Genomic DNA, 26,519 nt, shown 5'->3' on the forward strand with positions numbered 1-26,519 from the left:
ATCTCAATTCTCGCAGCGCGGACTACCGTTTGAAATCAACAATCACGGTGCGCGTCTCTTCTACGCCGGGCTCGTAACGCCAACGGCTCACGGCGCGGCTGGCAGCATCGGCCAACACGGGATGCCCGCCAAGCACTTTCACCTTCTTCACGCCCCCTTGGGACGCGATCGTAACCTCAAGCTTTACGGAGCCGGAGATGTTCATGCTCTTGGCGAGTTCGGGATACGCGGGCTGAATCTGTTCCTTGACCTTTCGGCCGTCTTCCGCGCCTGCAATTGTCGGAGTGACAATCGTTACCAGCATAAACACCGCGCGTGATATCGCGATCAACAAAGACATAGGGCGAGCTGACTTCATGAGTGTTCCTCGCAGCAGTGCTGTGCAGCAGAGCTGTCCCCCGGCAGAATCCCCACTTAAGATTGCGGATTGTACTTCGGAATTGCTGCGTGAGAAGGTTACTAAGGTGCTACATACGTTACTAACTTGGGGCGGAGTATGCGTGGAGCGCATCGTTTGTGACTACAACACGCGTCATAGTGAGCGTAGCGCCGGTGTTTTGGCGCGTATTCGAACCACCTTGTGTTTCCGCCGCACGCAAAACACAAGGTCTCTCCACTTAGCACATGAAAGCTTTACTTCGTCAGCACGCTAAGCTCTGGTTTGTAAGCAAGGCACGCCCGAGGCGTGCCTTGATCTTTACTGCACACATGTTGGGGCCGGAGAGTCTTATGAACCTAGCTGTCTCAGCGCACGATCTGTGGCTTCCAGCATGGCCTCTGCTCCCACAGGACGCCCGGTGGCGTTCTGCATCCAGAGGTCAGGCAGGATGCTTCCTGGCTTCACCATACGCTCAAACTCCGGTCCGATAGCTCCGGTCTTGCGCACCTGCTCTTCGAGCTGATGAGCGATCAGGTGGCCGATCGGGTAGTCGGGCAGGTAGAGCACGGAATCGATCATGTGCGAGTAAACGCCGAGGAGGACGACATCCTTCTTGCCGAACACCGGCGCGTAGTACTTGTTCCAGACGTCCTTCGCAATCGCAAGCGTCGCCTGCTTCAGCTCGGCAGGCGTGGCCTGCGGATGGTCATACATCCAATGCCAGGCCTGCATATCGACCAGCGCGACACCCGCTATCTCGTAAGTGCCCCAGAAGTCATTGAGTGTCTTGAGCGCCTCCGATTGCGGATCGTCTTGCTGGAGGCCCAGCAGCTTCAAATCCTGTCCCTGGAAGACGAAAGCCAACGCTTCGGTGAACGCCGTATTCGGCACGCCATTCAGGAAGTAGTGGTCGATGTCGTTGAGCGAAAGCGTCTGCTCCACGTTATGACCCATCTCATGCACGGCGATGTTGTAGCCCTTGTAGTTCATGCCGGACTTCTCGACGCGCGTGCGCAGGTGCGCATGTGCCTGGCGCATGGCTGCGCCCATCGCGTGTCCCGATCCCCGCGCCGGATCAACCTCTATGTTCGCCGCGATGTACTTTGCGCGGTCAGGCGTAAAGCCGAGCTTAACGAGCATGTTCGGAATGTCCTGGCGGTAGGCATCGGGCGTCGGATACTTCTTCGCGACGATCTGGTCAAGCTCCGCCTCGCTGTACTTGCTCTTCGCGCGGAAGCCGTTGTACCAGATGTCGAACGGTTCGAGCGGGCGTCCAAGCCGCTGCTGAATGAGCTTGGCGATTCGCGGAACCATCGGCGATGACACCACCTGTTCCAGCATCGTCTTGACGCGCTGCTCTGGCAGCTCGCGATTCTCGTCGAAGCGGCGCGCGATGAGCGTAGGCGCCGTCGGTGAAAACGGGTCCAGCTTGCGTTCCGCCTGGTAAATGGAAAGCAGGGCGGCATAACGAGTGTCCGGCTCTGCCTTGTTCTCAGCCGTCGCCGGCACCGCAACTTCCGCGTCCTTCACCGCCGCAGGCTTCACATCATTCGTGTACGGATTCCAATCGACAGCCGGGTTGTTGATAACCGCAGCCGGAATGGTTTGCGTAACGATGCGCTCCATCACCTGCTGAATCATTCGCTGCTTCGCAAGTCCGTTCTGCGTATCGGCGTAGTCGCCCTTGATCTCATCCCGCAGATTCCAGTGCGAAAGCAGGCGCAGCTTCGGCGGGAAGATGCGCTCGCCCTTGTCGTTGACCAGGTGATGCATCCAGATGTTGTAGTCGGAGATGTAGCGCTCGGAATCCGAGACGGCCTGCGCGATCGCCAGGTTGACGGGTGCCGGAACACGACGCGTGAAGCGCTGCGCGAGGCGCGCCTCTGCCCACTGGCGACGGTTCCAGCTGGGGCCGTTCTGCATTCGCTCCTGCAACGTCGTCAGCGGGAAGTTGAGCAGCACGGTGAATGCAATCTTGTTCTTGAAGAAATCGTCATTGAGATGCGCGCTAACGTCATAGCCCGCAAATGCTTCATCAACCGGAAGAATCGGGCCGAGGTCAAGGTCCGTCTGCGTGCGGAACTCGCGCCCAATCTCCTGTAGATGTCCATCGAGCTGCTCGAAGAGTCGCTCGTAGCGGGTAAACAACATGTCCAGCGTTGCCGGACTGCCCGCGAAGTTCGTGGTCACAAAGTCTTCGTAGGCCCGCTGGTCGCCATCTTCGGCGCGCCAGAACACGGCAATCTGCTTCAGCCCGCGCGTTGCGCGTTCGCGCTGCGAGTCGCCGTATTTGGCCACGAGCTGTTGTGCCAACTTCGCGTTAGCGGATTCGACCCAGGCCGGCTTTACCGCCTGCGCTTCCGGCGTAACGGTTGTAGGCATTTGTTTCTCCTGCGAAGCGAGCGGCAGAACAACTGCCGCGGACATGATTAAGATGATGGCAACACGCGTAAGGCGTAGCATCAGTTCCCTCCATTAAGTGTTTCGAAGGTACCCATCAGAATGGCGGAATCATCGTACTAGCTTGGCAAAGCTGGCGGTAGTGCAAGTCGCTCCGCCAGGCCGATTTCTTGAAATTGCCTTCCTTTAGCGGAGCGGCAAAGTCGCAGAGTAAACTGAGCTGGCAAGAGAGATCCTTCGACTCGGGCTTCCGCCCTCGCTCAGGAAGACAAACTTGGTGATTTCGCAGGCTCGCGAGTCATCAGTCGTCGGGAATCCGTCGCTTTTTTGTGTCATCGCCGATCTGCCGTCGGAAGCACGCTTCTGCTTACTACTCCTGAATGACACCGCAGGCAATCCGGTCGCCCGCGTTGCCCGCAGGATCCGTTTTCTGGTCATCGGGCTTCGCGTGAATCACAAGCGCGGTGCCGCCATTCACAAAGACGGAGTTGGCGACGCCGGACTGCACGAGCGCCACGCGATCATTCGAGATCGTCACGCGAGAGGTGCCGTTAGCCTTAATGGTGATGTTGTTCATGTCGCCTTCATGCGGGCCCTGCTCACTCTCCAAACCGTGGTGTTTCCCGCTTGGATTGAAATGCGGCCCGGCTGACTTGAAGTCCGGCGGCTCGCATTTTGCATTTTGGTGAATGTGGATGGCGTGCTCGCCCGGCGGCAAATTCTTCAGGTTCAGGCGTATCACCACGCCGCGCGTACCGGATTTCAAAGTGGCTTTGCCAACGTCCTGTCCCTTAGCGTCCCTCAGGTAAACGACTTTTTGCGTGACGCTGCTGTTGGCGTTGTCTTGTGCTTTAACGGCGGTCGCTTTGGGAATATCCTTGCCGGTCTGGTGCCGACCAGCGGGCTGGTCCTGCCGGCCTGCGTTCGGTGGCTCCGGTGTTCCCTGCCCAACGCATGAAGCGAGCAACAGCGATACTACTACCGCAATCAGGAGATTTCGTTTTGTCATTGTTCCTCGTTTCGAATTTTCTACCGCCACGGACAGCCCTGGTTCGGTCCAGTGAAGTTGGATTCAGACGAAGGCCCTAACGTTTCAGATTCAGATCGGAATTGGCCAGTGGGGGAGTAGAGCCTGAAGCTATGAATGGAGAATACAGCAGGACTGGGTGCAACAAAAATGGGAGCCGGCTGGCTCCCATTTTGCGTGACTGTTTTCACAATGCCGTCGCCCGTGTCAGGCGGCTGCGCTAATCGTTCGTGCCCGACGAGGTGGTAAGACGTGCAAGCTCTTTCTGGTTCAGCTTGATTTTCCCGTCTTTCTCCATGCTTTGGCGCAGGTTGGTGACGTAGAGTTCCATCACCTCTCCGCGCTTGCGAGCGAGCAATGACTCGCGCATCTCTTCCTTGGACTTTTCGAACTCCGCTGCTGGCGGCTCTTGCTTTTCCACCAACTGCATCACAATCCCGCTTTGTCCGCCTGCCACAGGGCCTACGATTTCGCCCGGCTTAGCGTCGAAGATGATCGACGCCTGGCCCGACATTGCACCTACATCCGGCACCTGCTGTGCCGCAGTCACCAGATCGCTCGACTTCACTGTCGCTCCGAGCGCTTTGGCTGCGGACTTCAGATTGTGCTCAGAACGAGCGCGGTCGGCCAGTTCCTGCGATTTCTGCTGCAACATCGCCTGTGAGCGCTCCTGCTTGAATTGCTGTGCCAGCCGGTCACGGACCTGTTCAAAGGTCGGGGTGGCAGGCGGCCGGACATCGAGAGTCTGCGCAATCGCAATGCCCTCTGGAACGCGAACTGAAACGGGCGGGGACATCGGCTTATTGGCGAAGATGGCTTCCATAAACTCTGGCGCATTGCCCACGCCCGGAAGAGAAGCTTCGCGACTCACGAACTCCGTTGTCGTAATCTGCAAGCCCCTCGCGGCCGCAGCCTTCTCCAGGCCCTGCGCGCGCGACTCAGTTTCAAGCGTGCGTGCCAGCTTATCGACTTCTGCTTGTGCCTTCTGGCGCGCGACGATCGGCTCAATTCTGGCGCGAACTTCATCGAGCGATTGCAGATGCGCGGAGGTCTTGTCGTCTACGCGGATGATGTGGAAGCCGTAGCTGCTCTTCACAATGCCGCTCGTCTCGCCCTTGTTCAGCGAGAAAGCTGCCTGCTCGAACTCCGGCACCGTGCGGCCCCTGGTGATAGGACCGAGCAGACCACCTTCGGCGGCGCTGCCTTTGTCATCCGAGTACTTCTTCGCAAGAGCGTCGAACTTCGCGCCCGCCTTGAGCTGCTTCAGGACATCTTCGGCTTTCGCTCGCGCGCCGTCCACGGCAGCCTGATCCACCTTCGCATCAGGTCCGGCTTCTGGAGTCTTGATAAGGATGTGACGAACGGTCACGGAATCAGGAACGCGGAACTCATCCTGATGCGCCTGGTAGTAGCTCTTGAAGTCTTCGTTCGTCGGCTTTGCGGCATTCGGCAGCTTGGTGGCATCGATCATGACGAATGCCGCCTTGCGCTGCTCAGGAATAGCGTTCTTCAGGCTTTCCTGATTCTTCTCATAGTAGGCGCGTAGTTCCGATTCGGTCGGCGTCACGCTCTTGGCAACGTCGTCGAGCGAGAGCACCGCGTACTCGAACTTCACTTTCATGTTCTGACGACGATACTCATCCATGAGTTCGGCGTTAGAGACGGTCACGCCACCCTCGATCACGCTGCGCAGCTTGCGGATCGTCAGGTCTTTCTTGACGAGCTGCTCGAATTGCGCGACGCTCAACTGGAACTGGTTCTGTACAAACGATTGATAGGCGTCCTGCCCGATGAAGTTGCCGTTCGGGAAGATTTCGCGCGAGATAGGCCCGTGCTGCAACTCGTAACGCAGTTCCTCATCGCTGGCGCTCAGACCCATGCGGTCGGCTTCCGCCAGTACCACATTCTGCATGATCAGCGTTTCCGCCGCACGCTGCATCATGAACGGCATCAGCTGCTGCGGGAGGCCACGCGGAAACTGCTGGCGGCCCATCTGACGAGCTAACTGTTGAACATCTTGAACGGTGACGTGTTCGGAGCCAACCTTGGCAACGGTACCAGCAGTGCCGCCAGCCAGGGCATCGCCGAGAATGCCGCCCGGGATAAGCGTTACGACCATCATTACGCAGATGATCAGGAGAAGGCCGCCCAGCAGGATCTTTTTAACCGGGCCGGGAGTTTGCAGGAATCGAATCATCTTTCCAGGGCTCCAAATCGCGACCGGAGAACCACGTACTACAACTTGACCGCAAGATTTCCGGGCGGAATTTCAGATTATACCGCACAGGAGGCGCCCAAAGGCTCAGGTTCCACCGGCCCAGCAACAAGCACGGCCGATCATTGTTTCGAGCTTTCGTTCGGCGCTTCTTTCCTGCGCCCTTCGTGACATTCCTTGAGCACAGCACTTCCTCCTCTCGCAGGACATCTTGTTGCGGAGGCAGGCCATCTCTTTCTCTTTCCGCCCTTCGAGGAGAGCTTTGGCATGAAAGAGATGAAGAATAAAGTCGTTGTGATCACAGGCGCTTCAAGCGGAATCGGCCGCGCGACGGCCTTGCGGTTTGCCCAAGCTGGCGCGAACCTGGTGCTGGGAGCCCGCCGCAAGAGTCTGCTCAAAGAGTTGGCCGCGGAGTGCGAACAGTTGAACGTACGCGCTCTTTCCGTCGACACCGACGTCAGCGATTCCGGGGATGTCGAACGTCTCTCCCGCCGCGCTATCGACGCATTCGGAGGCATCGATGCCTGGGTCAATAACGCAGGTGTCTCTACGTTCGGGCGCTTCGATGAGATCCCGCTGGAAGAACATCGTCAAGTTATTGAAACGGACCTGATGGGCTGTATCTACGGCTCGTACGAGGCCCTGCGCCAGTTCCGGCAGCAGGGTAAGGGCGTGCTCATCAACGTCTCGTCCTACCTCGGCAAGGACTCCGCTCCCTATCAGAGTTCTTACGTTGCCGCCAAACACGGCATACGCGGATTGGGAATGGCTTTGCGCCAGGAGCTATGGGCCAATGACAATAAGGATATCCACGTCTGCACCGTGATGCCGGTCTCCATGGATACGCCTTTCTTCGAACATGCGGCCAACCACACCGGCAAGCCCGTGCAGGCCATCCCGCCCGTATATCCGCCCGAACAGGTCTCGGAAACGATCTTCGCACTTGCGATGAAACCGAAAGATGAAGTCATCGTCGGGCGCGCCGGGAAACTCTTCAGCATGCAAGGAAGGTTCGCCCCCATCACCGCCGAAAAAGCGATGGCAATGCACACCCATCGAAGGCAGATGAGACAGAACGCCTCAGTCCCGGATTCCTCCGGCAACGTCCTGAAACCGACCGCGTCCGGTACAGGGGTGCGCGGAGGCTGGCTCGACAACGAGGCAGCGCGCGGGCAGCGTTCGAACGGGAGGAAAGTCGCGGGCTCGATTGCCGCGCTCGCAGTGCCCGCCGCATTGACCTGGCTGCTGAGGCGAAGAGAGAGCAGGGTCAGCGAAGGAGAAAAACTCGATCGCGTGGCCTAGTCATCACAAATCAGCCGTTAGGAAAAACACGTTTTGGCAACAGCTTCGGCGACCAGGCGGCAGATAGCACGACCACCTGCTCGCCAGCTTGTTTTCAGCCCGAATTCGCGCCGACACGACCAGGCCATGGTTGTTGAAAGCAGCGCAACTTTGCTATATTCGTTGTGTCTTCAACGTGTGGCGCTATCGTCTAGGGGTTAGGACGGAAGATTCTCAATCTTTAAACCCGGGTTCGATTCCCGGTAGCGCTACCAAACCGCACTCGTAAACAAAGCCGCCGAAAAGGCGGCTTTGTACTTTGCAGGTGCGTCGAGAACACTCAGCTCGCAGAAGAAGCTTACGCCGGCCTCCCGCCCATATTCGCCCCCAAATCGACGAGAAGCTGATCCAACTGCTCAAATTGCAGGGGGTACCCGCTGGTGCTTCCGGAGGCGATCCCTTCGTCGAGCGCTTCTTTCGAAGGATAGAGGTCGTGCAGGACGACGACGGTCTCACCGGCGTTTTCTTCGAAGGTCACTGTTGTGACGGCCCCGGGTTCCTCCCCTTCGTCGTTCGTCCAGACGATGCGCTTGGGCGGGATCACTTCGACGTAGCGACCAAAGAAAGGCATTGGCTCCCCGGTCGAGGGATGGCGGAAGACCAGACGGTACTTGCCCCCTGTACGGGCATCAAGCTCGCAGGAAAGTAAGGAGACTCCGAACGACTTCGGTGCCCACCACCGCTGGAACAGTTCGGGTTTGGTCCAGGCACTGAAAACGACATGCGCCGGGCCGTTGAAGGTTCGAGTGACGACGAGTTCACGATCGGACTTGCGTTCCACGCTCGTGCTGTTCTTCGTCCGGTTGGTGTCGCTATTTTTTCTTTTGTCCATGGGTTTTCTCCTTCTGTTTCAATTCCTCGACGATCTTGTCTAGTTCATCAAAGCGTTCGGCCCAGAGCTGCCGGTATCTCTCAATCCATTCCGCCTCTTTGTCCAGCGTGTGCAGGCCGAGCCTGCAGGTCCGCACTCGCCCGACCTTTTCTGTCGCGACGAGCCCCGCTTGCTCCAGGACGCCGACGTGCTTCTTCATCCCTGTCAGGGTCATGTGAAATCTTTCGGCAAGGTCGGTGATCGAAGCGTCCTCGCGTACGAGCTGTTCCAGAACGCCGCGCCGGGTGGGATCCGAGATCGCGGCGAAGGTCGCATCGAGAATGGGTTCCATATACTGAACCATGTGGTTCAGTATATCGCAGGGGGCGGCGACATGCAGGGCTGAGCGCGCGCTTGACTGCCCGAAGTCAGCGGGGGCGCAAGCGCCCTTTTCGTTTGTCCAGTTTGTCCACAAACACTAGTTTCTCCGCTTCTCTCCGCAACAGCCCGGCCTGCAATTCTCAGCTTCGGGTTTTCTGGGAAGTGCTGTGGAGAGGCGCCTTTTCTGCAGGCCCGCTTGTGTTTTCAGGCCTTTGGCCTCGCGATTCCTGGTAGCGCTACCAAATCCTTCCTACCTATCACTTACAAGGTGTTTGTCCAACCTTGGTGTCCTATTCTGAATGATTCTGCGCAAGCAGGACTGGACCGCTACCGCGATGTACTCGTGCGAAATGACATTTGACTTCGGGCGTAGCGAGCATTCTCAGAGGTTCTTTAAGAGCCATCCAAACTTCCTGCCAGTCTTTGAGCAATTGGTGAAGATCAGCAACAGCGTATTTGGTAGAGCGTACCAGCCAAAGAACCGCTTGGAGGATGTGGCCTTTGGTCTCGGTCACACCTGCCGTGAAGACTATTTCGAAATAACCTTCTTATCCGTTCACGGACGCACGAACGCCGCAACCAAGCTATTGCGGGGCCTTTATGAGGGGGGCGCTGTCGCTTGTCCACATGATGAGCGAGCCAGAAAAAGCGGAGAGGTTCGTACATTTAGAGAGCCCCACTCAAGCCAAAAAAAGGCTTGAATTGGCTACCCGCCCACATCTCGACTCTCCTCTTGACGGTGCCCCACATGGCGGTTGCCGTGTGGGACAGGATTGCAAAGGTGTACCAGTCGTTACAAACTGACTCGAATCTGCTTTCCGGTGTAATTCACGGTTGTGGTCTTGCCTTCCGGCAGCACCTGCACACGGAAAATGCGTTTTCCTGTGATGTTCGTCATGCCGGCGGGCGCACCCGGTTCGAGGGTTAGTTGGCGCTTCGCATCGTTCCAAATGATGCGCGTCCATGTACCCTTGCCGAGCACGTAGTCCTGGCTGATGCCATCATCGTCATAGAGCGTGAACACGCCATTTTCGCCGCGATACACCCTAAGCGTGGTCGGCTCGCTCACCACCTGCGCTGTGTACTGCCGCACTGGGTCGAACGGGATGATCGCACCGGCACGGACATAGATAGGCATGGTAGCCAGGTCAACGGAGCGACTTACGATTTTTCCGCCGGTCACCTTGCTGTTGGTCCACCAGTCGTACCACTCGCCCTTCGGGAGATAGACATCGCGTGAAGTTGCGCTCTTCTGATAGACCGGAGCAATCAGCATGTCGCGGCCCCAGAGAAACTCGTCTCCCAACCCGCGTGCCCGTGCATCATCCGGATAGTGCAGCCAGAGCGCCCGCTGCAGTGGAAGACCGCTATTCCTGGCTTCCCAGGCGAGCGTGTAGGTGTACGGCATGAGCTGATAGCGCAATTCAGAGTACTTGCGCGCAACCGGCTCGATGGCCGGGTTGTTCATCTCAGACTGCAGAATCTGTGCCGGGCTGTCTTCCCGTAGCGGAGCGTTTGCATTGCCGTTCTCGCGAGGTCCCATATCCGAGATGCCCCAACCCCACGGCAGTCGCGTCCACCAGGTCCGTCCATGTGAGCGGAAGGACCCATTGAAAGCGGCCATCTGAAACCAGCGCGCAAACAGCTCGCCCGTCAGGTCGCGGTTTGGGTAGAACCCGCCGATATCGGAGCCCCAGTACGGCCCTATGCCGAGCGAGTAGTTGAGGCCAACCGCAATCTGGGCTTCAAGCGTTTTCCAGGAAGATTCAGTGTCCCCCGACCAGACCCAGCCGCCCCACTGCGCGATGCCAGGGTAGCCGTTCCGATGCAAGCTCCATGGCCGGGCGTTCGGAGATGTAGACAACGATCCCTGGTAGTACATCTGATGGCGCTTAACACGTTCATGAAGATTGAACCAGTCACCTTCGTCCGGCCAGAAACCATCGACGCCCGCCTTAACCAACGGTACGTGTTGTGACCAATAGTTCTGGATGTGTGACGAATCGAGCGTTTCGTTGGGCTTGGCGGGAATCGTCCCGTGCAGTGTCGGCAGTTTATCGCGGTCCCACGGCACTGTATGCACGATTACTTTTACGTTCCTCGCGTGCATGTCATCCAATACCAGTTTCGGATCACGGTGAAATACTTCTGGATTGAAGTCATATGAGGGCTGCGGCGTATTCCATCCGCGCGGGCAGAAACCGGTGCCAAGATAGATCACCGCGTCGATCGGAATGCGCTTGGAACGGAACGTGTCGATAATGCCCAACAACTGTTTCTCGTCCTCAATCGTGCGATGCGACTGCATGTAGCCGAGAGCCCATTTCGGCGGCATTGCCGCCGGACCGGTGATCATTGAGTAGTCGTTCATCGCTTTCGGCGGCTCATGCGCGTCGAACACGAAAAAGTCATACAGCCCCGGTACAATTGCCCCAATCGGCGGAAGACCCTTGCCCGCGGTTTGCTGCTGGTTGCGCACATTCTGCGGCGTAGCCTCTGCACCGGTCGGCTTGAAGGGCATGAAGATGCCGCGGTTCGGGCTGCGCAGATCAACTCTTACCCACGGCGCCGCCACGAAAATTCCCCAGCCTTCCGTGCCGAACAGCGTCGCGACAGGATTTCGTGAGCCGTACATGTCGCTTTGCCAGCGTGGCTCCATCATGTCCAGCGCGCCGCGCCGGTCGAATTGCACCTTCTGGTCACGCCACGACTTTCCGCGTTCCGGACGGGGGCCGCCTTCGCCCATCCCGAGAATAGGGGAGTTCCCCGTTTTGAATGAGAGATTGCCATCCGCGTCGAACACGATTTCCTGTACCAACACGCCGGTCGCGTTTGTCACAATCAAGGTCAGCGGATTTGGCCGTACCTCGACGTTGAGGTTGCCTACCTTCCGCTTCACCGGCGACGTGATCTGGCGAAGACTGATCGGAGCCGCCGGATACGCCCTGTCGGCCACTGACGGATTCGCGGGAAGATCGCGCAGACCCACCGGTTTGAGCGTGACCCTGATGCTCGCCGCGCCCGCAGCCCTGATATCCAACTGGGCCGGTCGCTCCGCAGCCGTGATCTGTTGTGCGAAAACTGCTCTGGGCGCAATAACAAGAGCAGTGAAAACTACGATTATCGACAGGAAACGCCTAGGAAAAATAAGTGACCGAAGAATGGAATGGAGGAACATGGTTAATGATTACAATCCGAAACTCGCTCAGGCAAGCAGTTTTAGGGCAAGCAGTTTTAGGGCCATAGAAGGCGGCTCGAGGAGCACTGAAGGATTTGCAGTTACAAGCTGGCCCTATTGTGTCAGTAATTAGCGGCGAGTGAATGCATTACTGGTGCTGATTACCCGGCCGCCCTTTGTGAGCCCAGATGAGAGGTCGTTAACTTCGTTCTGTGCTGCAGCTTCGGCGAGTTCTTTTGTAGATGCATATCCCCACGACACTAATTCGTCGGGGTTCTGCGCCTTGCAAATCATCCAGTGGTAGCGGGTGTCCTGGTGGAAACGTTCCGTTTGAAACGACAGGACATACGAACTGGCGGGGCCTTCGATCCTGGAATCGACGTCGACGTCTTTCTTGTTGAAAGCCATTAACTACAATGATACCTCGCAAACCGCCAGTCTGCAATCCCCACGCCAGATTGCGGGATCACCCATTGCCTACTGTTTTCCGATGCAAGCAAAACCGCCTTCCATAGCCACCTGCGGGGAGGCGCTGGTTGCCAAAGAGGAGGATGCAGTTTGTGCAGACACAGGGCTGATCAAACTTGTGACCAGCCCCGTCGAGATCCTGGCAGCTATGCCGCCTTCTGCTTTTTCTTTCTCTCAGCCCAACGGCGCTTCATCATCTCGGACATGCGCTTCCGAGCGGCTGGGCTCATTCTGCCACCGCCACGAGTTTGCTTCGCCGCTGCCTTTGCAGGTTTTTGCGCCGGGCTAACTTCGCTCCTGGCTCCCGCACCGAGTGCTTCAAGCGCCGAAATAGCTTGGTCGATGTGCTCGCGTTCGGCTCGGAGGTCATTAAGAATCTTGAGAATATCCATGCGTTCTCCTTACTACTCTTGATACTACCAAGATAGTACCAAGTACGCGAATAGGAGTGCATCTTTCTAGCCGATAAATTGCGGAGTGCTCGCTCATCGGACAAGCTGCACGTTTGCTGGAAGCTATCGCGAAGTCATTGCCAGTTGGAATCCACAATACGCTATTATTCTGAGCGCCTCAGAACGGCTTGGAGGCCAATAGTAAATATGAGTCCGCGATTGTGCACTGCCCTTATTCGCACATCGATTCTACTGGCGACATTCGCCATTCCATCTGCGGCTTTTCTTTGCGGATGCGGCGGGGCTGAGACTGTTGGCGTCCGCCCCTCTCCTCACCCTGTGCTTCAAGGCTGTACCAGCGGCGAAATCACCGGTGTGGTGGTTGAGGCGTCGACCGGACAGTCGCTCGATGGACTTCGAGCGATCGTTACGTTGCAGCAATTGGATTCGAACAATACTACGTCTCTTCCCACCTACAGACCAGTTGCGGTGACGTCTTCAATACCAGGCTGGGGCTTCAGTTTGTGTCCACCAGCACCTGGTCGATACTTGGTAGTTGTTTCCGCCCTCGACTCGGCACAACCGATACCTCAAAACGCAAATGCCTACCCGCCCACGCTGATACTGGCCGAGGCAGGAGCAAAACTCGGCAATGTGCTCGTTGGCCCAGAAGCGCGGAACGCCGTGCGGATGGTGTCGATTGCGCACGCAGTCACGAGTTCCGGGCCATCGGGTGGCGTAATCACCCTCAACCGGGAAACCATCTTTGATGTTGCCGATCAAGGCCTCCCTGGCACGGAGTTTCGGTATGCTGTGCCCAGTGTTCCACAGAACTTCGCTGTGGCTTCCTACCTCACAGCGTTCGGAAACTCATGCCCTGCCGCTGCCGCATGTGCGCCAGTGAATGTCATCCTGCCAGTCGGACCTGCCGTGTTCCGGCTGCCGGGCGGTGGCTGGGCGCAGCGCGCAGGTTCCTCGGTGTACACCGTCGAGGTTAGAGCTTTCGTGTATGACAAGGCTGTCTCCAACTTGGACCGACTGACAACTCCCAACTGTGTGCCCCCTGTTCAGAACACATCGGCACAGAGTAATGGGACGCCGCTGATCGTCACGCCTGGAGCAGCATTGGAAGCGCAAAGTTTTGACTTTGTAAACTGCCACTGAACGAAGGTGTATTCGATTAAGAGCGCTAAGTAGTGAAGGCCGGCTCGAAAGCCGGCCTTCGTCTTGTAAGTCTGCTTTAGCTAATTAGTCGTTTTGATACGCGCTCTCCATCGCCGCGGCTTCTGGTTCCGGAAAGAGCGCCTGCTGATGTGAGCGCCGCACAGCCCAGATAATGGCGGCGCCCGAAAGCACAACCGCAGCCACCCAGAATATGTCGAAGCTGTGCAGGACAAAGGACGTTGGCAGCGTGTACAGGCTGTCGGCTTCCGCCGCAAACCGGCGCACGCTGTCCACTACTTTGCGATCATAGACCACCATGAGCGGCACGGTCAGCACGGAGACCATGTTCATGACCTTGAGCAGCGGGTTGATTGCCGGTCCTGCCGTGTCCTTCAGCGGATCGCCAACTGTATCGCCCGTGACCGCAGCCTTGTGCTTTTCGCTACCCTTGCCGGTATTCATCTGCAAGTCGCGAGGTTCGTCTTCCACAATCTTCTTCGCGTTATCCCATGCGCCGCCTGCATTACACATGAATGACGCCAGGAGCTGGCCGACGACGATCGAACCGCCGAGGAATCCAGCCAATGCCAAGGGGCCAAGCAGAAAGCCCGTAAGAATTGGCGCAAAGACGGCCAGCAGCGCCGGACCAACGAGTTCGCGCTGTGCCGAAACCGTGCAGATGTCAACTACCTTGCCATAGTCCGGCAGGACGGAGCCTTCCATTACGCCTGGCCTGCGGAACTGATTACGACATTCGTTGACGATCAGGAACGCGGCGCGTCCAACAGCGCGGATCGCCATCGACGAAAACAGAAACGGCACCGCACCGCCAATCAGCATACCGACGATCAGCTTCGGATCGCTGATGGAAAGCAGTCCTGCGACTTTCTCGAACAGTGCGCTCGGCAGCGCCTCATTCTCTCCGCCGCCGCCCGAGCCGATAACCGTGATGAAGCTCGCGAAAAGCGATACTGCTGCGATGACCGCCGAACCGATCGCGACACCTTTGGTGACGGCCTTGGTTGTGTTGCCAACCGAGTCCAGGTCGGCCAGTATCTGCCGCGCCCTCACGTACTGCTCGTCGCCCATCTCCTCGCGGTCATAGCCCATTTCGCCGATTCCGTTCGCGTTGTCGGCGACAGGCCCGAACACGTCCATCGAGATGGTATTGCCCGTCAAGGTCAACATGCCAATGCCGCACATTGCAACGCCATACGCGATGCATAGCGGATTCGTGCCGCTATAAACAAGGACGGAGCCCAGGATTGCCGCGCACAGTACCATGCCGGTCGCAACCGCCGACTCGTAACCTACCGCGAAGCCGTCGATCAGGTTCGTCGCGTGTCCGGTGGAGCAGTTCCGAACAAGTCCTTTCACCGGGCTGAACTCCGTGCCGGTGAAGTATTCGGTCGTGCGGTTCAGTCCAACGCAGAGCAGTACGCCAACCAGGCACGCATATGCTGGACGCATATCCAGCCCAACGACGCCCAGGTTCGCCCACCAGCTAAGGCTGGAGATGTCCGCCCACGCCTGTTGTGAAATCATGTTTGCCGCTACCATGGCGGAATCGAAACGCAGGTATCCAAAGCCCAGCGTCACGAATCCAATGACCGAGATCGCAGACCCAATCCAGAAGCCGGTGTTGATCGACTTCATCGCTTCCTTGGTGCTGCCGTGATCGCTGGCACGCACCAGGTACGTAGAGATGATCGAAGCGAGCACGCCAATCGCACGCACCAGGATGGGGAAAATCACTCCTTTGTGGCCGAACGCCGTGTAGCCCAGGATCATGGCGGCGACAATCGTCACCTCATAGGACTCAAATACATCGGCCGCCATTCCCGCGCAGTCGCCAACGTTGTCACCAACGTTATCGGCGATCGTTGCCGCATTGCGCGGATCGTCTTCCGGAATATCCTTTTCAACCTTGCCGACAAGATCGGCGCCTACGTCGGCAGCTTTCGTATAGATACCGCCGCCCACTCGCATGAAGAGCGCCAGCAGCGTCCCGCCGAAGCCGAAGCCGAGCAGAGCTTCATACGCATGTTCGCCGTACGCCATGAAGATCAGTGTTCCGCCAAGCAGGCCAAGTCCGTCGGTCAGCATTCCGGTGATTGTGCCGGTACGGTAGCCCAGCATGAGCGCACGCCCAAAGCCAACCTTTGCGGCTTGTGCCACGCGCAGGTTGCCCGTGGTAGCCATCCTCATGCCGATGAAGCCGACCATCGCCGAGAAGAACGCGCCTACGAGAAATGCTCCCGCACGTCCAATCGCAAACGGGTCGCGGAAGCCCAGGTCGGAGCTGAGCGCCTTGGTCAAGAACAGCGCCACTGCAAGGACAAGGATCAGCAAGGACACCGACCTCAACTGCCTCTTCAGATACGCGTCAGATCCTGCGCGGATGGCGTTTGCCACCTGCTGCATCTTGGCCGTGCCTTTGTCAGCGCTCTTAATCTGGCGTACCAGCATTGCCGCATATAGAAGACCGGCAATGGCAACCAGCAGAGTGACGAATAATGCAGCACGCTCACCGCCCGAGTATTTATCGGATACGAGAAATTCGAAATAGCGGAAGGAAGGTTGAGCCTCTGCATTTACCAATGCGGTTGAGGACTGGGAGTTGGCCGCTTGAATCTGGGAAATAAAAGGAATAACTGCCGCTAACCCAATCAGTATGACAAGCGATATCACGAGCCGACGATACGGCCTCAATTTATCAGTAATCCTGGACATTGATCATATTTGCTTTCTGCGCCGCCCTTGCACACACTACGGCGCGGACGAGAACGTGTTCATGAAGGCTGCCCGATACACGACCGCCAGCTAACACAAAGCGCGTTGCGATTAACAATAGGTTCCGTCGATTGCGCGGCGGTTTTCCGCTCGCGTACAGCCAGCGCCTTTAGGGCCTCATGCCATGGGGAACAGCATGTGGAAGCTTGTGGGGCCGATCTAAATTCCGATCGACCTGCTCCTTTAGATCTGCCCTAACATCGCTGCGCGGGTGACTGCTGATGTACCGATTCGAAAAATAGGTAAGAGCAAGAAGTGCTACGAACAGAATTAAACCTTCAATCATGGGTCGGAACCCCTTGTTCGTTATGTAGGGGTGGAAAAAATTAGCAATCCTCCACCATTTACACAATATCGGAAGATTGCGCTACACACCACAACAAATGGTGCATGCAACGTTACGAAAGTACTACTAATCAGCCCAGTTATTTCACCTAGCGAGACGTATCGAGGCGAATGTCCCGCATTATGATTTCGGCGGCTATTTCGCACACGAGACCGTGATCTGCATCACTTAACTACAATCGAATGACATCGAGCGAATTGACATTTCCATGGAGATTAAGAGTGTGGCGGATTACAGGCAGCGGCTTGGGAGGCCGCTAAGGAACCTATATTGCGTCGCCTTGATCACTCGGCTTATGCGGACCGCAAGGGTCTGTTTTGCTGTGAACAGCAGATCATTCGCTACGTTCAGGATGACTTCGCTTGTTTTTAAACAGCCTGTTGGGGAACCGCCATCATGCCCCCAAGCGAAGGCAGTGATTCGGGTAGAGGTACCGCGCTAAGTGCAGTCCTTTATCAAATAGAAATGCTGGCCCGTCGTTCGGGCCAGCAACAGTCTGCTCGCAAAATCAATTCGTCGATCACACTAAAGTCTCTCGACTCGCCCGGCCCCTTGTGCGGCCAGGCAGACGTAGATGTTCGGCGTGGTACCCGTCTTTTTTTGATAGCCTTCCGACATGGCTGCCTGGAATTTGTCTACGTGTTCGGCGGAAACCAGGTTGACGGTGCATCCGCCAAACCCACCACCAGTCATACGCGCGCCAAAAACACCTTCCAAACCGCGTGCAAGCTCCACAAGAAGATCAAGCTCCTTACAACTAACCTCGTAATCGTCTCTCAAGCTAGTGTGGGACTCGCACATCAATCGGCCGAAGCCGGCGAGATCTCCCGATGTCAGAGCATCAGCCGCATTCAAGACTCGCTCATTTTCGGAAATGACATGGCGACTGCGGCGATACACCGTTTCGGACAGGATGCCGCGATAGTGATCGAGTTGCTCAAGCGTCATGTCCCGCAACGCCTTGATCCCAGGCAGATGCTGGCCCAGCAAGCTCACGGCGGTTTCGCAATCTGCGCGGCGCCGGTTGTACTCGCCGCCGGCGAGAGCATGTTTAACCATGCTGTTGCAGATCACCATGCGAACGTCGCCGCTGATGGGAAGCAATTTGGAATCGAGCGAACGGCAGTCGAGCATTACCGCGTGACCGGCGCGTCCGAAGATCGAGATAAACTGGTCCATGATTCCGCAGTGGGTTCCAGCGTAATCGTGTTCGGCCTTCTGACACGCGCGCGCCATCTCAATGGGCGGCATGTCGATATTCGAAACGGAGCATAACGCAAGCGCCGTCGCGACCTCGATGGCTGCTGAAGAACTCAGTCCCGCACCAAGAGGCACCTGTCCATCGATCATGATGTCTGCGCCAGAAAGCTTGTGTCCTGACCGAATCAGGACACCGGCGACGCCGCGGACATAGTCGCTCCAGTGATTTTGCGCGCCTATGCTCAACGAATCCAACGGCAGATCGACTGACTCCTGAAACTGTTCCGAGTACGCTCGAACGATACGATCATCACGACGCGCCACCGCAACCATGGTGTAGAAACCCAAGGCAGCGGGCATCACGAATCCATCGTTGTAATCCGTGTGCTCGCCTATGAGGTTCACACGGCCGGGCGCCCGGAAGATTTCGGGCCGAGTACCATTGAGCCTTTGAAAACGCTCCGTTAACGTTTTGGCCGCTGAAACCGAACTCTCGCAACAACTTCCTTGCATAATCGACTACTCCCCGCGCAACCAAGGCGCGATAAGGTCTTTCGAGTCCTTCGACTTCTGAGCCGCCGTTACTTACAGGCGATCCAGGTAGTGTTCTTCACTCAAGCTCCGCAGAAGTTCCGCACCCGATTCAGGAGTGATGTCTCGCTGCGGACTTGCCAGCATTTCATAACCAACCATGAACTTCCGCACAGTCGCCGAGCGAAGCAGTGGCGGATAGAAGTGCGCATGGAAGTGCCACTCCGGATGTTCCTGCCCATCCGTGGGACGCTGATGAAAACCCATCGAGTACGGAAACGAGACTTGGAACAGGTTGTCATAGCGGATGGTCAGCCGCCGCAAAATGTCTGCGAGCGAGTTTCGCTGCGCATCTGTAAGCGCGGCGATATCGGTGACGTGCTGCTTGCTCAAGACAAGGCTTTCAAACGGCCATATCGCCCAGAAAGGCACAACCGCGATGAAGTGCTCGTTCTCGCAGATAACTCTCTGGTTGATCGCCAGCTCGGTTTCGACGTAGTCGCACAGCAGGCAGGCGCCGTTCTTTGCTCGATATTCGATGAAGGCCGACTGCTCTTTTAACGGTTCATTGGGAATGCTCTCGTTGGCCCAAATCTGGCAGTGCGGGTGAGGATTGCTGCAACCCATCATCGCACCGCGATTTTCAAAGATTTGAACGTGGTTGATGTGCGGCAACTGACCTAGCTCGGAGTACTGCTCCGCCCACACATCGACGACATTGCGGATTTTGAAGGCCTCCATGCGAGCGAGGGTCAGATCGTGTCGCGGTGAAAAGCACACCACTTTGCAGATTCCGCGCTCGCTTTGAGCGACGAGTAAGCCGCGGCCGTCCACGTCGATGTTGAAGTCGCGCACCTCAGGCTTCAGCGCCGCGAAATCGTTTTCGAAAATGAACGTCTCGCTGTAGTGCGGGTTCCTGGCATCGCCTGCCCTGGGATTCCCCGGACAGAGATAGCAGGCGGGATCGTACTCAACAGAAGCGGGAACAGCCTGTTTCTCTACCTGCCCCTGCCAGGGACGCTGTGTCCTGTGCGGCGAAACCAGGATCCAGTCGCGCGTCAGCGGATTGTATCTGCGATGGGGAGATTGGGTGAACTCTTGAGCGAACTCGGACAGGTCCATGGCGCTATTCCTGGTAGCCATTCGGATGATTGCGCCTCCACTCCCACGCGCTGGCGATGATGCCGTCCAGCTCCGAGTGCCTCGGAGCCCAGTTCAGTTCCTTCTTGATTTTCTCTGAACTTGCTACCAGAACAGCGGGATCACCGGCACGCCGCGTCGCTTCCACGGCTTCGATCTGTCTGCCAGTCACGCGCCGTGCGGCTTCGATGACCTCTCGAACCGAGAAACCCGACCCATTGCCAAGGTTATAAATCAGACGTTCAGGCGCGGCGCTTTTGCCCAGCGCATCCAGGGCGAGAACATGGGCGCTGGCAAGGTCCTGCACATGTATGTAATCCCGCACGCACGTCCCATCCGGCGTCGGATAGTCCGTTCCATAGATGGCGACGCTCTTGCGGCGTCCAAGCGCAGCTTCCAAAACGATTGGAATCAGGTGTGTTTCGGGACTGTGATCCTCGCCTAAGTCAGCGGTGGCTCCTGCCGCATTGAAGTAGCGCAGGCTTGCATAAGCCAGGCCATGCAAGCGGTTGAACCACTCCAGCATGCGCTCGACGAGCAGCTTCGACTCGCCGTAGGCGTTCGTGGGCAGCAGGCGATCCTGCTCCAGAATCGGCGTGCGCTCAGGGTTGCCGTACAGCGCCGCGGTAGAGGAAAAGACAACTCGCGGAACCTTGTGCTCGAGCACAGCTTCAAGCAGCGCCAGGGCGTTGGCAGTGTTATTCCGGAAGTACTTCTCCGGGACCTGCATCGACTCACCAGCTTCAATGAACGCCGCGAAATGGAGGACTCCATCGAAACCGCTGCGCAGCAGGGCAGCGAGCGAGGCTCGATCGGATATGTCGCCCACCACGAGTCTCGCCCCGCCGGTGACCGCCGTTCTATGTCCGTTGCTCAAATTGTCGAACACAGTGACGTCATGTCCGGCCTTAAGCAGTTCGAGCGTGACGACACTGCCGATGTAACCGGCGCCACCTGTCACCAGTACCTTCATGGCGTTTTTTCTTTCTGCTCTGACTATCTGCCGGGCTCCATCATCCCGCGGTAATACCGCGAAATAGCCCGATAACTCAGAACGTAATGCATTAGTGTAATCGCTTACATAAATCAAAGTAAAGATCGCTATTGGACATCGTTGCCGTCGAACAACGACAAAGCGTGCGGGCGAAGCAGCAAAGCAACGCAATGTTTCACTCGGCACTCTCGCGAAGAAGAAGAACGTCTATTGTTGTGATATGTAAGCGGTTGCACATAAATCTATTAGCAATGTCTCTCGTAAACCTCGTTTAGCCTATAATGCCGAACGTTCCTTAACCAGAGATAAAGGCTCATGAACATCAAGCAGGTTGCCGCGCAAGCGAAGCTTTCTACCGCAACGGTTTCGCGCACGATCAACGGCAGTTCGTTCGTAAATCCGCGCACGGCGGAGAAAGTCTGGCGTGCTGTTCATGCACTGGGATACTACCCCAACACCCAGGCAAGGTCTCTGGCGGCGGGACGCAGCCGCACATTCGGCTTAATCATTTCCGACATCGTGAACCCGTTCTTTCCCGAAATCGTGAAAGGCTTCGAGGACACCGCCATCCAGCGCGGTTACGAAGTCATGATGGCCAATACCAACTACGATCCGCACAGAATGACCCTCGCGGTTCGCCGGATGATCGAGCGAAAAGTCGATGGCGTCGCCGTGATGACATCCGAAATCGACCGTTCGCTGACCGACGAACTCGCCAAGCGCGGCTTATCCATCGTTTTCCTGGATGTCGGCAAACCGCGCGAACGCACGACGAATATCGCAGTTGATTACCCCGGTGGTATTCGGCAGGCAGTGCAGCATCTCGTTTCGCTGGGGCATCGCCGCATTGGGTTTATCAGCGGTCCGCAAACGCTGAAATCGGCTCGCGTTCGCCGCTCGGCATTTCTGCATTGCATTCGCGAATTCCGCATGGCCGACACAGAAAATCTTGTAGTTGAAGCCAATCACAAAATAGATGGCGGAGAAGCCGCAATGCGTCAACTGCTCGCCCGGCGTCACATCCCCACCGCTGTGCTTACGTCCAATGACTTGAGTGCGGTCGGCGCGCTGCGGGCGATCTCCCAAGCCGGACTTGATGTTCCGTCCGATGTCTCAGTGGTCGGCTTTGACGACATTGAGATCAGCCAGTACACGAGCCCCGCACTCACAACAGTTCGCCTGTCGCGTGAGGAACTGGGGCGGACGGCGTTCGACGCGCTTCTCGAACTTACGGAAGGCACGGGGTCGAAGGGGCAGGAGATCGTCGTGCGCACAAGCCTCGTAGTCAGAAAGTCCACTGCGCCCGTACGATCGAGAAGAGCGACGTCCAAGTCACACTCGGCATAGCAGAAACTAGCGATTCCAAAGTACGATGCCTCATTCGGCACCGGCCGCTTTCAACTGCAAGTCAAAGACAAGAACGTAGGGATTTGAAGTCACGCTTACGAGATAAGTCGACGGGGAATTCAGTTCCATAACGAGCCGCACGACGCCTTTGCCGTATCTCCCCAGCCTGAAGATCTTTACCGCCCCAGCCGGTGCGATGCCCGCCGTCTTCAACTGCTTCGGCAGTTGCACGCCCTGTAGGTCCACATAGATGCGCGGCGGGGCCGAAAGCTCGCGCACCTGGAACTGCCTCGGTTCGCTCAGGCGGATTGAGACGAATGTGTGTCCCGGAGTGACCTGCGTAGCGACGGTATCAATCGTGGGCGACGAGTCTCCAGCATCCCTCACCCCTGCGGCAGCAGCCGACACTTCCAGCGGGAAGGGGAACTCCTCCACCCGGAATGTGGGCTGTGTCTCAGGCGTTATGGACGCGGGCCGCTCGGTTTGTGCCGCACCCGACACGGGCGACTTGGCCTTGTCACCCGGTCGCGCGAAGTGCCACCACATCCCTCCGCTGCAAGCCATCGCCAGCACCACCGCGAGTAACAGTAGAGTCTGCAGAGCCGCACGGGGTTGGGTCAGCTCGGGGCTCGGCATCGCAGCTTCGGCATTGACTGTGAAGATGACAGCACCATCCGGAACTTTTTCATGCTCGGCGGCTGCAACGGCGATTCGTGCGCTGTCACTTGCTTCCCGCTGAGGGGCTATCCCAACCGGTTGCCATCGCAGCAGTCTCACTACCTCGCGCGCGAGCATCTGCAGAACACGAAGGTCATGGTTCGTGAAGTGATTGGGCGCTTCGGAGAATACGCCGATGACGCCCGCGGGCTGCACACCATCCTGCACACCGCGCAGCAGCGGGACATAGATGATCGAGCGAACGCCAAACGTCCGGGAGTGCAAGCGGTCCACGATGGGGTGCGTCTCGGTGTCTAGGCAAACCTGTGGTGTGCCTGTCCGAATACATTCGGCGGCGAGACCGATGCCGGCCTGCGGCCGCGAGCCTGTTTGTGGCGCGGCCTCTCCGCTCCGCGCCACACATTCGATCTGCTGCTGATGCGAGATAGCGATGGCCGCGCCGGAAGCCATCGTGGCGAAGCGTGCCTGTTGCGCCAGTGTTGCGAGTTCGGAGCGGATGCGACGCCCGCTCCCGACCTGAAGCCCAGAGGCAAATGCCAGCAGTGCCTGAAGATTGTGCCCTTGGGCGTCGGGTTCCGGCACCCAGCGCGAGGACAGTCTGCGCGGAGACTTGGGTGTCGGCATGGCTTCTTAGCGTGCGTGCCTTTGCATGCTGTTGATGGAGTTCAGGGTAGCGCAATACGCTGCAGGCGCGACGGAGACGTGCCCCAGAGGCTCGTAACAATTAACAATCCAATGATCTAAGCTTTGGCAGTACGCGCTGAGTAGGCTTCGGGACTGAATTCATATCGTCTGATCTGGACGGCCACCCCGTGCCGATATCCGATATCATCTGACTTCTCAACCCGGACCACTGTGCCCCAGAATTGCACGTGCAACGGATTGGTGGTCGTCAGGTCGGGCCCAAACGTCAGGACGAACTGAATCTTCTCTCCGACTTCGATGGGTTCGTTCACTCGGAAGAATGCCCCGCTGGCACTCACATCCCTGGTCTCGCCGCGGACACCGGTGTTTTCCGGCAGTGCGTTGTGCAGTCTGAGCTCAGTCCCAATCGACAGAGGGAAGCGCCGATGGTTACGTTTGTCTTGGGCGAAATCCATTGAACTAGTCACCATGGTCCCAATGATCTGAATCATCTGGCTAATCGAAGTGCAACTCGCTTGCCATCCATGGCAGCATCTGCCGTTTTGAGACCGGCGACGTAAACCGTATGTTCCTCGTCAGTTAGCAACTGATTTCCACAGGCGCAAGAATTTGCTCATTGCATGTGTGAAGTATTCTGTCGCTATTGAGAAACAATCTTACGCTGATGGCACGCCAGTCTCGACCGGCTTATCAATGCCATACTGCTTGATCTTGTACAGCAGGGCCTTGTAGCTGATATTTAGCAAAGCGGCAGCGCGTTTCCGGTTCCAGGAAGTTTCCTGCAGCGCTTCACTGATGGCCTGCATCTCGGCTTCGCCCTTCACGTCGCGTGCGATCTGCTTCAGGTCACCGGAGCTGGAGCGTGGACGGTCCGCCGACGGACGTGCTGCGGCTGCCGACGTCAGTTCCGTAATCACCGACGCTTCATCGCCAAAAACAAGATAGCGCTTCAGGAAGTTGTCCATCTCGCGCAGGTTTCCAGGCCACGCGTAATTGACGCATGCCTGCATCAGGCCCTCGGAAAATCCGAGCGGAGCTTTCGCATAGCGCTCCGCAAGACCCACCATCATGTGCTTCAGTAACAGCGGAATCTCCTCCCGGCGCTCGCGCAACGGGGGCATTTCCAGCGTGAAACCGTTCAGGCGATAGTACAGATCCTCGCGGAAAGTACGGTTCGCGATTGCCTGCTCCATGTTGATGTTCGTCGCAGCGAGGATACGAACATCGACCTGCACAATATTTCGACTGCCCAGACGGGAGAACTTCCCTTCCTGCAAAACCTGCAGCAGCTTCGCCTGAAGCGCTGGAGGCATCTCGCCGATTTCGTCCAGAAAGACGGTTCCGTTATTAGCCAATTCGAAACGGCCCAGGCGCGTTTTGTTCGCGCCGGTGAAGGCTCCCTGTTCGTATCCAAACAACTCGCTTTCGAGGAGATCGGCTGGTACGGCGGCACAGTTGACCTTGAGGAACATGCGGTGGGCTCGCGCCGAATACTTGTGGATGAGTCGCGAAAGCACTTCCTTGCCTGTTCCGCTCTCGCCGAGAATAAGCAGTGGCAGGTCGGTCTTCGCGACCATCGCAGCCTGCGAGCGGAGTTTCTTCATCGCCGGAGAGCCGGCGAAAAAATATGTGCCGTTCCCGACATCGATGGACTCCATCGACGCGTCCTCGGGCGAGTGCTTGAAGCATTGCCTTAAGACTTCCTGCAACTCCTCGTTATGAACCGGCTTGGAAAGATAGTCCTGCGCGCCCAACCGGATGGCATGAGCAACAAAGCGCGTGCCCGTCATGCACGACAACATGACAATCTTTATATCTGGCCGGATCATGCGAATGCGCCGCATCGTTTCCAGGCCGTCGAAGTCCGGCAGCATGTAGTCCAGGAGCACGAGGTCCGGATGCGGCTGCTTTTGAAAGTGCTCGAGGGCTTCCGTCCCAGTGCTGGCCCACTGCAGGCGATAGCTGTCCGGTTCGATCAAACGCGCAATGTCTTTGACAGTGCTGGGCTCATCGTCAACAACGAGAATGGTTCCTGCGAAACTCATGTCTGGTCTTCTGCTACCTCTGTGCTGTCATGCGTATAAGGGAGGAGAACTGCGAACTTGCTTCCTGCACCGGGCGAGCTTTCAACCCAGATCTTGCCATGATGCGCATACACCAGGCGGCGCGCAATCGCAAGTCCCAAGCCTGAGCCTTCAATGCCCTTTGTTTGCCGCGGCACGCGGAAAAACTCCTGGAATATCTCCTGCTGAAATTCCGGGGCGATTCCCGACCCCGTATCGGAAACGGTAATACGCGCCGAATTCGGTTCCTGGTCGGAACGGCGGCGCCGGTCCATTGGGAAATTCTGGCCATCGAGTCGCCTGTCCCAGAAGTAAGGCTCGGCGTGCAGTTGCATCTTGCTGCCTTCCGGACTGTACTTGTACGCGTTCTCAAGCAGATTCGAAATGATGTGCTGCACCTTGTAGTAGTCGAATGCAAATGGGCGAACGTCTTCCATAACGAAGCTGAAGTCGATCTGCTTGTCCCGGAATTTCGGGGCCCAGAACGAAACCAGTTCGTTCAGACACAAATGTAAGTCGCCAACCGTAAACTGCAACTCGGCCTGGTCGAAACGTAAAGAATTGAAGTTAAGAAACTGGTTCACGAGCAGGAGAACCTGCCGGCGGCTGCGATGCAGTTCGCCGATAATCTCCAACTGCCGCGAGGTCAGCGGCCCTGGCTTGCCGCTCAGAAGCACTTCAAGATATCCGCCGAGTACGGCAAGCGGCGTTTTTAGTTCATGTGCGGCAATCGACATGGACGAACGGCACTGCTGACATCGTGCCGCGCCGGCCATATCCTGCTCTGTATCACTGCGATGGCAGACCTCCTGCACTCCTTCGGAGCATGGGACAGTTGCGTTTGGATTATTCACCTTTGCACTCGTAGGCTGTGCCATGCTGGCCTTCCCGGGGGAAACAACTATTTATGACGGACTGATACAGAATGGGGACTTCGCTTGAGTACAAGGCAAATTGAAGCGTCTGTCAAGGGAGTTGAATATAGATCGGTAGCCACCCGAATCTTGGTATCCAATCCAGATTCAA

The 26,519-nt window shown here is 57.2% G+C and carries 20 protein-coding genes and 1 tRNA gene; 4 read left to right on the forward strand and 17 right to left on the reverse strand.

The genetic code is table 11. The features are described 5' to 3' along the window. Nucleotides 1-22 precede the first annotated feature (22 nt). The 4 genes from VN622_17090 to VN622_17105 all read right to left on the reverse strand — a co-directional run bounded on the left by VN622_17090 (nucleotide 23) and on the right by VN622_17105 (nucleotide 6,003). A complete protein-coding gene (locus VN622_17090) occupies nucleotides 23-358 on the reverse strand; it encodes an energy transducer TonB (protein ID HWR37580.1) in 336 nt (111 codons plus the stop codon). A gap of 369 nt (nucleotides 359-727) precedes the next feature. Further along, nucleotides 728-2,761, reverse strand: coding sequence for a hypothetical protein (locus VN622_17095; protein ID HWR37581.1), 2,034 nt, complete (start codon nucleotides 2,759-2,761; stop codon nucleotides 728-730). Between the two features lie 388 nt (nucleotides 2,762-3,149). Then, nucleotides 3,150-3,788: a superoxide dismutase family protein gene (locus VN622_17100; GenBank protein HWR37582.1), complete on the reverse strand. Its 639-nt coding sequence runs from the start codon at nucleotides 3,786-3,788 to the stop codon at nucleotides 3,150-3,152. A 238-nt stretch (nucleotides 3,789-4,026) separates the two neighbouring features. After that, nucleotides 4,027-6,003 carry a peptidyl-prolyl cis-trans isomerase gene (locus VN622_17105; GenBank protein ID HWR37583.1) on the reverse strand — a complete coding sequence of 659 codons (1,977 nt, stop codon included), beginning with the start codon at nucleotides 6,001-6,003 and terminating at the stop codon, nucleotides 4,027-4,029. A 285-nt stretch (nucleotides 6,004-6,288) separates the two neighbouring features. Here VN622_17105 and VN622_17110 point away from each other — a divergent pair, with 285 nt between their 5' ends. Next, the gene (locus tag VN622_17110) at nucleotides 6,289-7,323 is read left to right on the forward strand and encodes an SDR family oxidoreductase (GenBank protein HWR37584.1); all 1,035 of its coding nucleotides are present in this window, start codon (nucleotides 6,289-6,291) and stop codon (nucleotides 7,321-7,323) included. A 179-nt stretch (nucleotides 7,324-7,502) separates the two neighbouring features. After that, nucleotides 7,503-7,577: transfer RNA gene (locus tag VN622_17115), tRNA-Glu, on the forward strand. A gap of 83 nt (nucleotides 7,578-7,660) precedes the next feature. Here the strand turns inward: VN622_17115 and VN622_17120 are convergent. From VN622_17120 to VN622_17140, 5 genes are all read right to left on the reverse strand, one after another. Then, complete coding sequence (locus VN622_17120; protein ID HWR37585.1) at nucleotides 7,661-8,194, reverse strand: SRPBCC family protein; 534 nt, start codon at nucleotides 8,192-8,194, stop codon at nucleotides 7,661-7,663. After that, complete coding sequence (locus VN622_17125) at nucleotides 8,175-8,537, reverse strand: metalloregulator ArsR/SmtB family transcription factor (GenBank protein ID HWR37586.1); 363 nt, start codon at nucleotides 8,535-8,537, stop codon at nucleotides 8,175-8,177. Before VN622_17125 ends, VN622_17120 begins: the two co-directional genes overlap by 20 nt. A gap of 810 nt (nucleotides 8,538-9,347) precedes the next feature. Further along, complete coding sequence (locus VN622_17130; protein HWR37587.1) at nucleotides 9,348-11,594, reverse strand: TIM-barrel domain-containing protein; 2,247 nt, start codon at nucleotides 11,592-11,594, stop codon at nucleotides 9,348-9,350. Nucleotides 11,595-11,861: 267 nt separating this feature from the next. Beyond that, nucleotides 11,862-12,140, reverse strand: coding sequence for a hypothetical protein (locus tag VN622_17135; protein ID HWR37588.1), 279 nt, complete (start codon nucleotides 12,138-12,140; stop codon nucleotides 11,862-11,864). Between the two features lie 206 nt (nucleotides 12,141-12,346). Then, entirely contained in the window at nucleotides 12,347-12,592 is a 246-nt protein-coding gene (locus VN622_17140) for a hypothetical protein (protein HWR37589.1), read from the reverse strand. Between the two features lie 549 nt (nucleotides 12,593-13,141). On the opposite strand from VN622_17140, the gene VN622_17145 reads away from it, so the two are divergent. Continuing rightward, complete coding sequence (locus tag VN622_17145) at nucleotides 13,142-13,756, forward strand: hypothetical protein (GenBank protein ID HWR37590.1); 615 nt, start codon at nucleotides 13,142-13,144, stop codon at nucleotides 13,754-13,756. A gap of 84 nt (nucleotides 13,757-13,840) precedes the next feature. Here the strand turns inward: VN622_17145 and VN622_17150 are convergent, their stop codons facing one another. The 4 genes from VN622_17150 to galE all read right to left on the reverse strand — a co-directional run bounded on the left by VN622_17150 (nucleotide 13,841) and on the right by galE (nucleotide 20,739). Beyond that, nucleotides 13,841-16,489 carry a sodium-translocating pyrophosphatase gene (locus VN622_17150; protein ID HWR37591.1) on the reverse strand — a complete coding sequence of 883 codons (2,649 nt, stop codon included), beginning with the start codon at nucleotides 16,487-16,489 and terminating at the stop codon, nucleotides 13,841-13,843. A gap of 931 nt (nucleotides 16,490-17,420) precedes the next feature. After that, nucleotides 17,421-18,608: a galactokinase gene (locus tag VN622_17155; GenBank protein ID HWR37592.1), complete on the reverse strand. Its 1,188-nt coding sequence runs from the start codon at nucleotides 18,606-18,608 to the stop codon at nucleotides 17,421-17,423. 72 nt (nucleotides 18,609-18,680) lie between these two features. Beyond that, nucleotides 18,681-19,769 (reverse strand): UDP-glucose--hexose-1-phosphate uridylyltransferase, encoded by a 1,089-nt coding sequence (locus VN622_17160; protein ID HWR37593.1) that lies wholly within the window; start codon nucleotides 19,767-19,769, stop codon nucleotides 18,681-18,683. Then, a complete protein-coding gene (gene galE, locus VN622_17165; protein HWR37594.1) occupies nucleotides 19,753-20,739 on the reverse strand; it encodes a UDP-glucose 4-epimerase GalE in 987 nt (328 codons plus the stop codon). Before galE ends, VN622_17160 begins: the two co-directional genes overlap by 17 nt. 336 nt (nucleotides 20,740-21,075) lie before the next feature. On the opposite strand from galE, the gene VN622_17170 reads away from it, so the two are divergent. After that, nucleotides 21,076-22,107: a LacI family DNA-binding transcriptional regulator gene (locus VN622_17170; GenBank protein HWR37595.1), complete on the forward strand. Its 1,032-nt coding sequence runs from the start codon at nucleotides 21,076-21,078 to the stop codon at nucleotides 22,105-22,107. Between the two features lie 30 nt (nucleotides 22,108-22,137). Here VN622_17170 and VN622_17175 read toward each other — a convergent pair whose 3' ends face one another. The 4 genes from VN622_17175 to VN622_17190 all read right to left on the reverse strand — a co-directional run bounded on the left by VN622_17175 (nucleotide 22,138) and on the right by VN622_17190 (nucleotide 26,371). After that, complete coding sequence (locus VN622_17175) at nucleotides 22,138-23,409, reverse strand: GAF domain-containing protein (protein ID HWR37596.1); 1,272 nt, start codon at nucleotides 23,407-23,409, stop codon at nucleotides 22,138-22,140. Between the two features lie 116 nt (nucleotides 23,410-23,525). Next, the gene (locus VN622_17180) at nucleotides 23,526-23,921 is read right to left on the reverse strand and encodes a PilZ domain-containing protein (GenBank protein HWR37597.1); all 396 of its coding nucleotides are present in this window, start codon (nucleotides 23,919-23,921) and stop codon (nucleotides 23,526-23,528) included. A 165-nt stretch (nucleotides 23,922-24,086) separates the two neighbouring features. After that, nucleotides 24,087-25,475 (reverse strand): sigma-54 dependent transcriptional regulator, encoded by a 1,389-nt coding sequence (locus tag VN622_17185; protein HWR37598.1) that lies wholly within the window; start codon nucleotides 25,473-25,475, stop codon nucleotides 24,087-24,089. Further along, nucleotides 25,472-26,371 carry a HAMP domain-containing sensor histidine kinase gene (locus VN622_17190; protein HWR37599.1) on the reverse strand — a complete coding sequence of 300 codons (900 nt, stop codon included), beginning with the start codon at nucleotides 26,369-26,371 and terminating at the stop codon, nucleotides 25,472-25,474. Before VN622_17190 ends, VN622_17185 begins: the two co-directional genes overlap by 4 nt. Nucleotides 26,372-26,519: the final 148 nt, after the last annotated feature.

Source organism: Clostridia bacterium, assembly GCA_035561135.1.
GTDB lineage: Bacteria > Acidobacteriota > Terriglobia > Terriglobales > Acidobacteriaceae > DATMYA01.

Excerpts from the sequence above, each read along its gene's own strand:
- VN622_17090 (HWR37580.1), bottom strand. The coding sequence starts at position 358 with ATGAAGTCAGCTCGCCCTATGTCTTTGTTGATCGCGATATCACGCGCG.
- VN622_17095 (HWR37581.1), bottom strand. The coding sequence starts at position 2,761 with ATGCCTACAACCGTTACGCCGGAAGCGCAGGCGGTAAAGCCGGCCTGG.
- VN622_17100 (HWR37582.1), bottom strand. The coding sequence starts at position 3,788 with ATGACAAAACGAAATCTCCTGATTGCGGTAGTAGTATCGCTGTTGCTC.
- VN622_17110 (HWR37584.1), top strand. The coding sequence starts at position 6,289 with ATGAAAGAGATGAAGAATAAAGTCGTTGTGATCACAGGCGCTTCAAGC.
- VN622_17180 (HWR37597.1), bottom strand. The coding sequence starts at position 23,921 with ATGATTCAGATCATTGGGACCATGGTGACTAGTTCAATGGATTTCGCC.
- VN622_17120 (HWR37585.1), bottom strand. The coding sequence starts at position 8,194 with ATGGACAAAAGAAAAAATAGCGACACCAACCGGACGAAGAACAGCACG.
- VN622_17155 (HWR37592.1), bottom strand. The coding sequence starts at position 18,608 with ATGCAAGGAAGTTGTTGCGAGAGTTCGGTTTCAGCGGCCAAAACGTTA.
- galE (HWR37594.1), bottom strand. The coding sequence starts at position 20,739 with ATGAAGGTACTGGTGACAGGTGGCGCCGGTTACATCGGCAGTGTCGTC.
- VN622_17140 (HWR37589.1), bottom strand. The coding sequence starts at position 12,592 with ATGGATATTCTCAAGATTCTTAATGACCTCCGAGCCGAACGCGAGCAC.
- VN622_17175 (HWR37596.1), bottom strand. The coding sequence starts at position 23,409 with ATGCCGACACCCAAGTCTCCGCGCAGACTGTCCTCGCGCTGGGTGCCG.
- VN622_17160 (HWR37593.1), bottom strand. The coding sequence starts at position 19,769 with ATGGCTACCAGGAATAGCGCCATGGACCTGTCCGAGTTCGCTCAAGAG.
- VN622_17135 (HWR37588.1), bottom strand. The coding sequence starts at position 12,140 with ATGGCTTTCAACAAGAAAGACGTCGACGTCGATTCCAGGATCGAAGGC.
- VN622_17150 (HWR37591.1), bottom strand. The coding sequence starts at position 16,489 with ATGTCCAGGATTACTGATAAATTGAGGCCGTATCGTCGGCTCGTGATA.
- VN622_17190 (HWR37599.1), bottom strand. The coding sequence starts at position 26,371 with ATGGCACAGCCTACGAGTGCAAAGGTGAATAATCCAAACGCAACTGTC.
- VN622_17125 (HWR37586.1), bottom strand. The coding sequence starts at position 8,537 with ATGGTTCAGTATATGGAACCCATTCTCGATGCGACCTTCGCCGCGATC.
- VN622_17185 (HWR37598.1), bottom strand. The coding sequence starts at position 25,475 with ATGAGTTTCGCAGGAACCATTCTCGTTGTTGACGATGAGCCCAGCACT.
- VN622_17105 (HWR37583.1), bottom strand. The coding sequence starts at position 6,003 with ATGATTCGATTCCTGCAAACTCCCGGCCCGGTTAAAAAGATCCTGCTG.
- VN622_17170 (HWR37595.1), top strand. The coding sequence starts at position 21,076 with ATGAACATCAAGCAGGTTGCCGCGCAAGCGAAGCTTTCTACCGCAACG.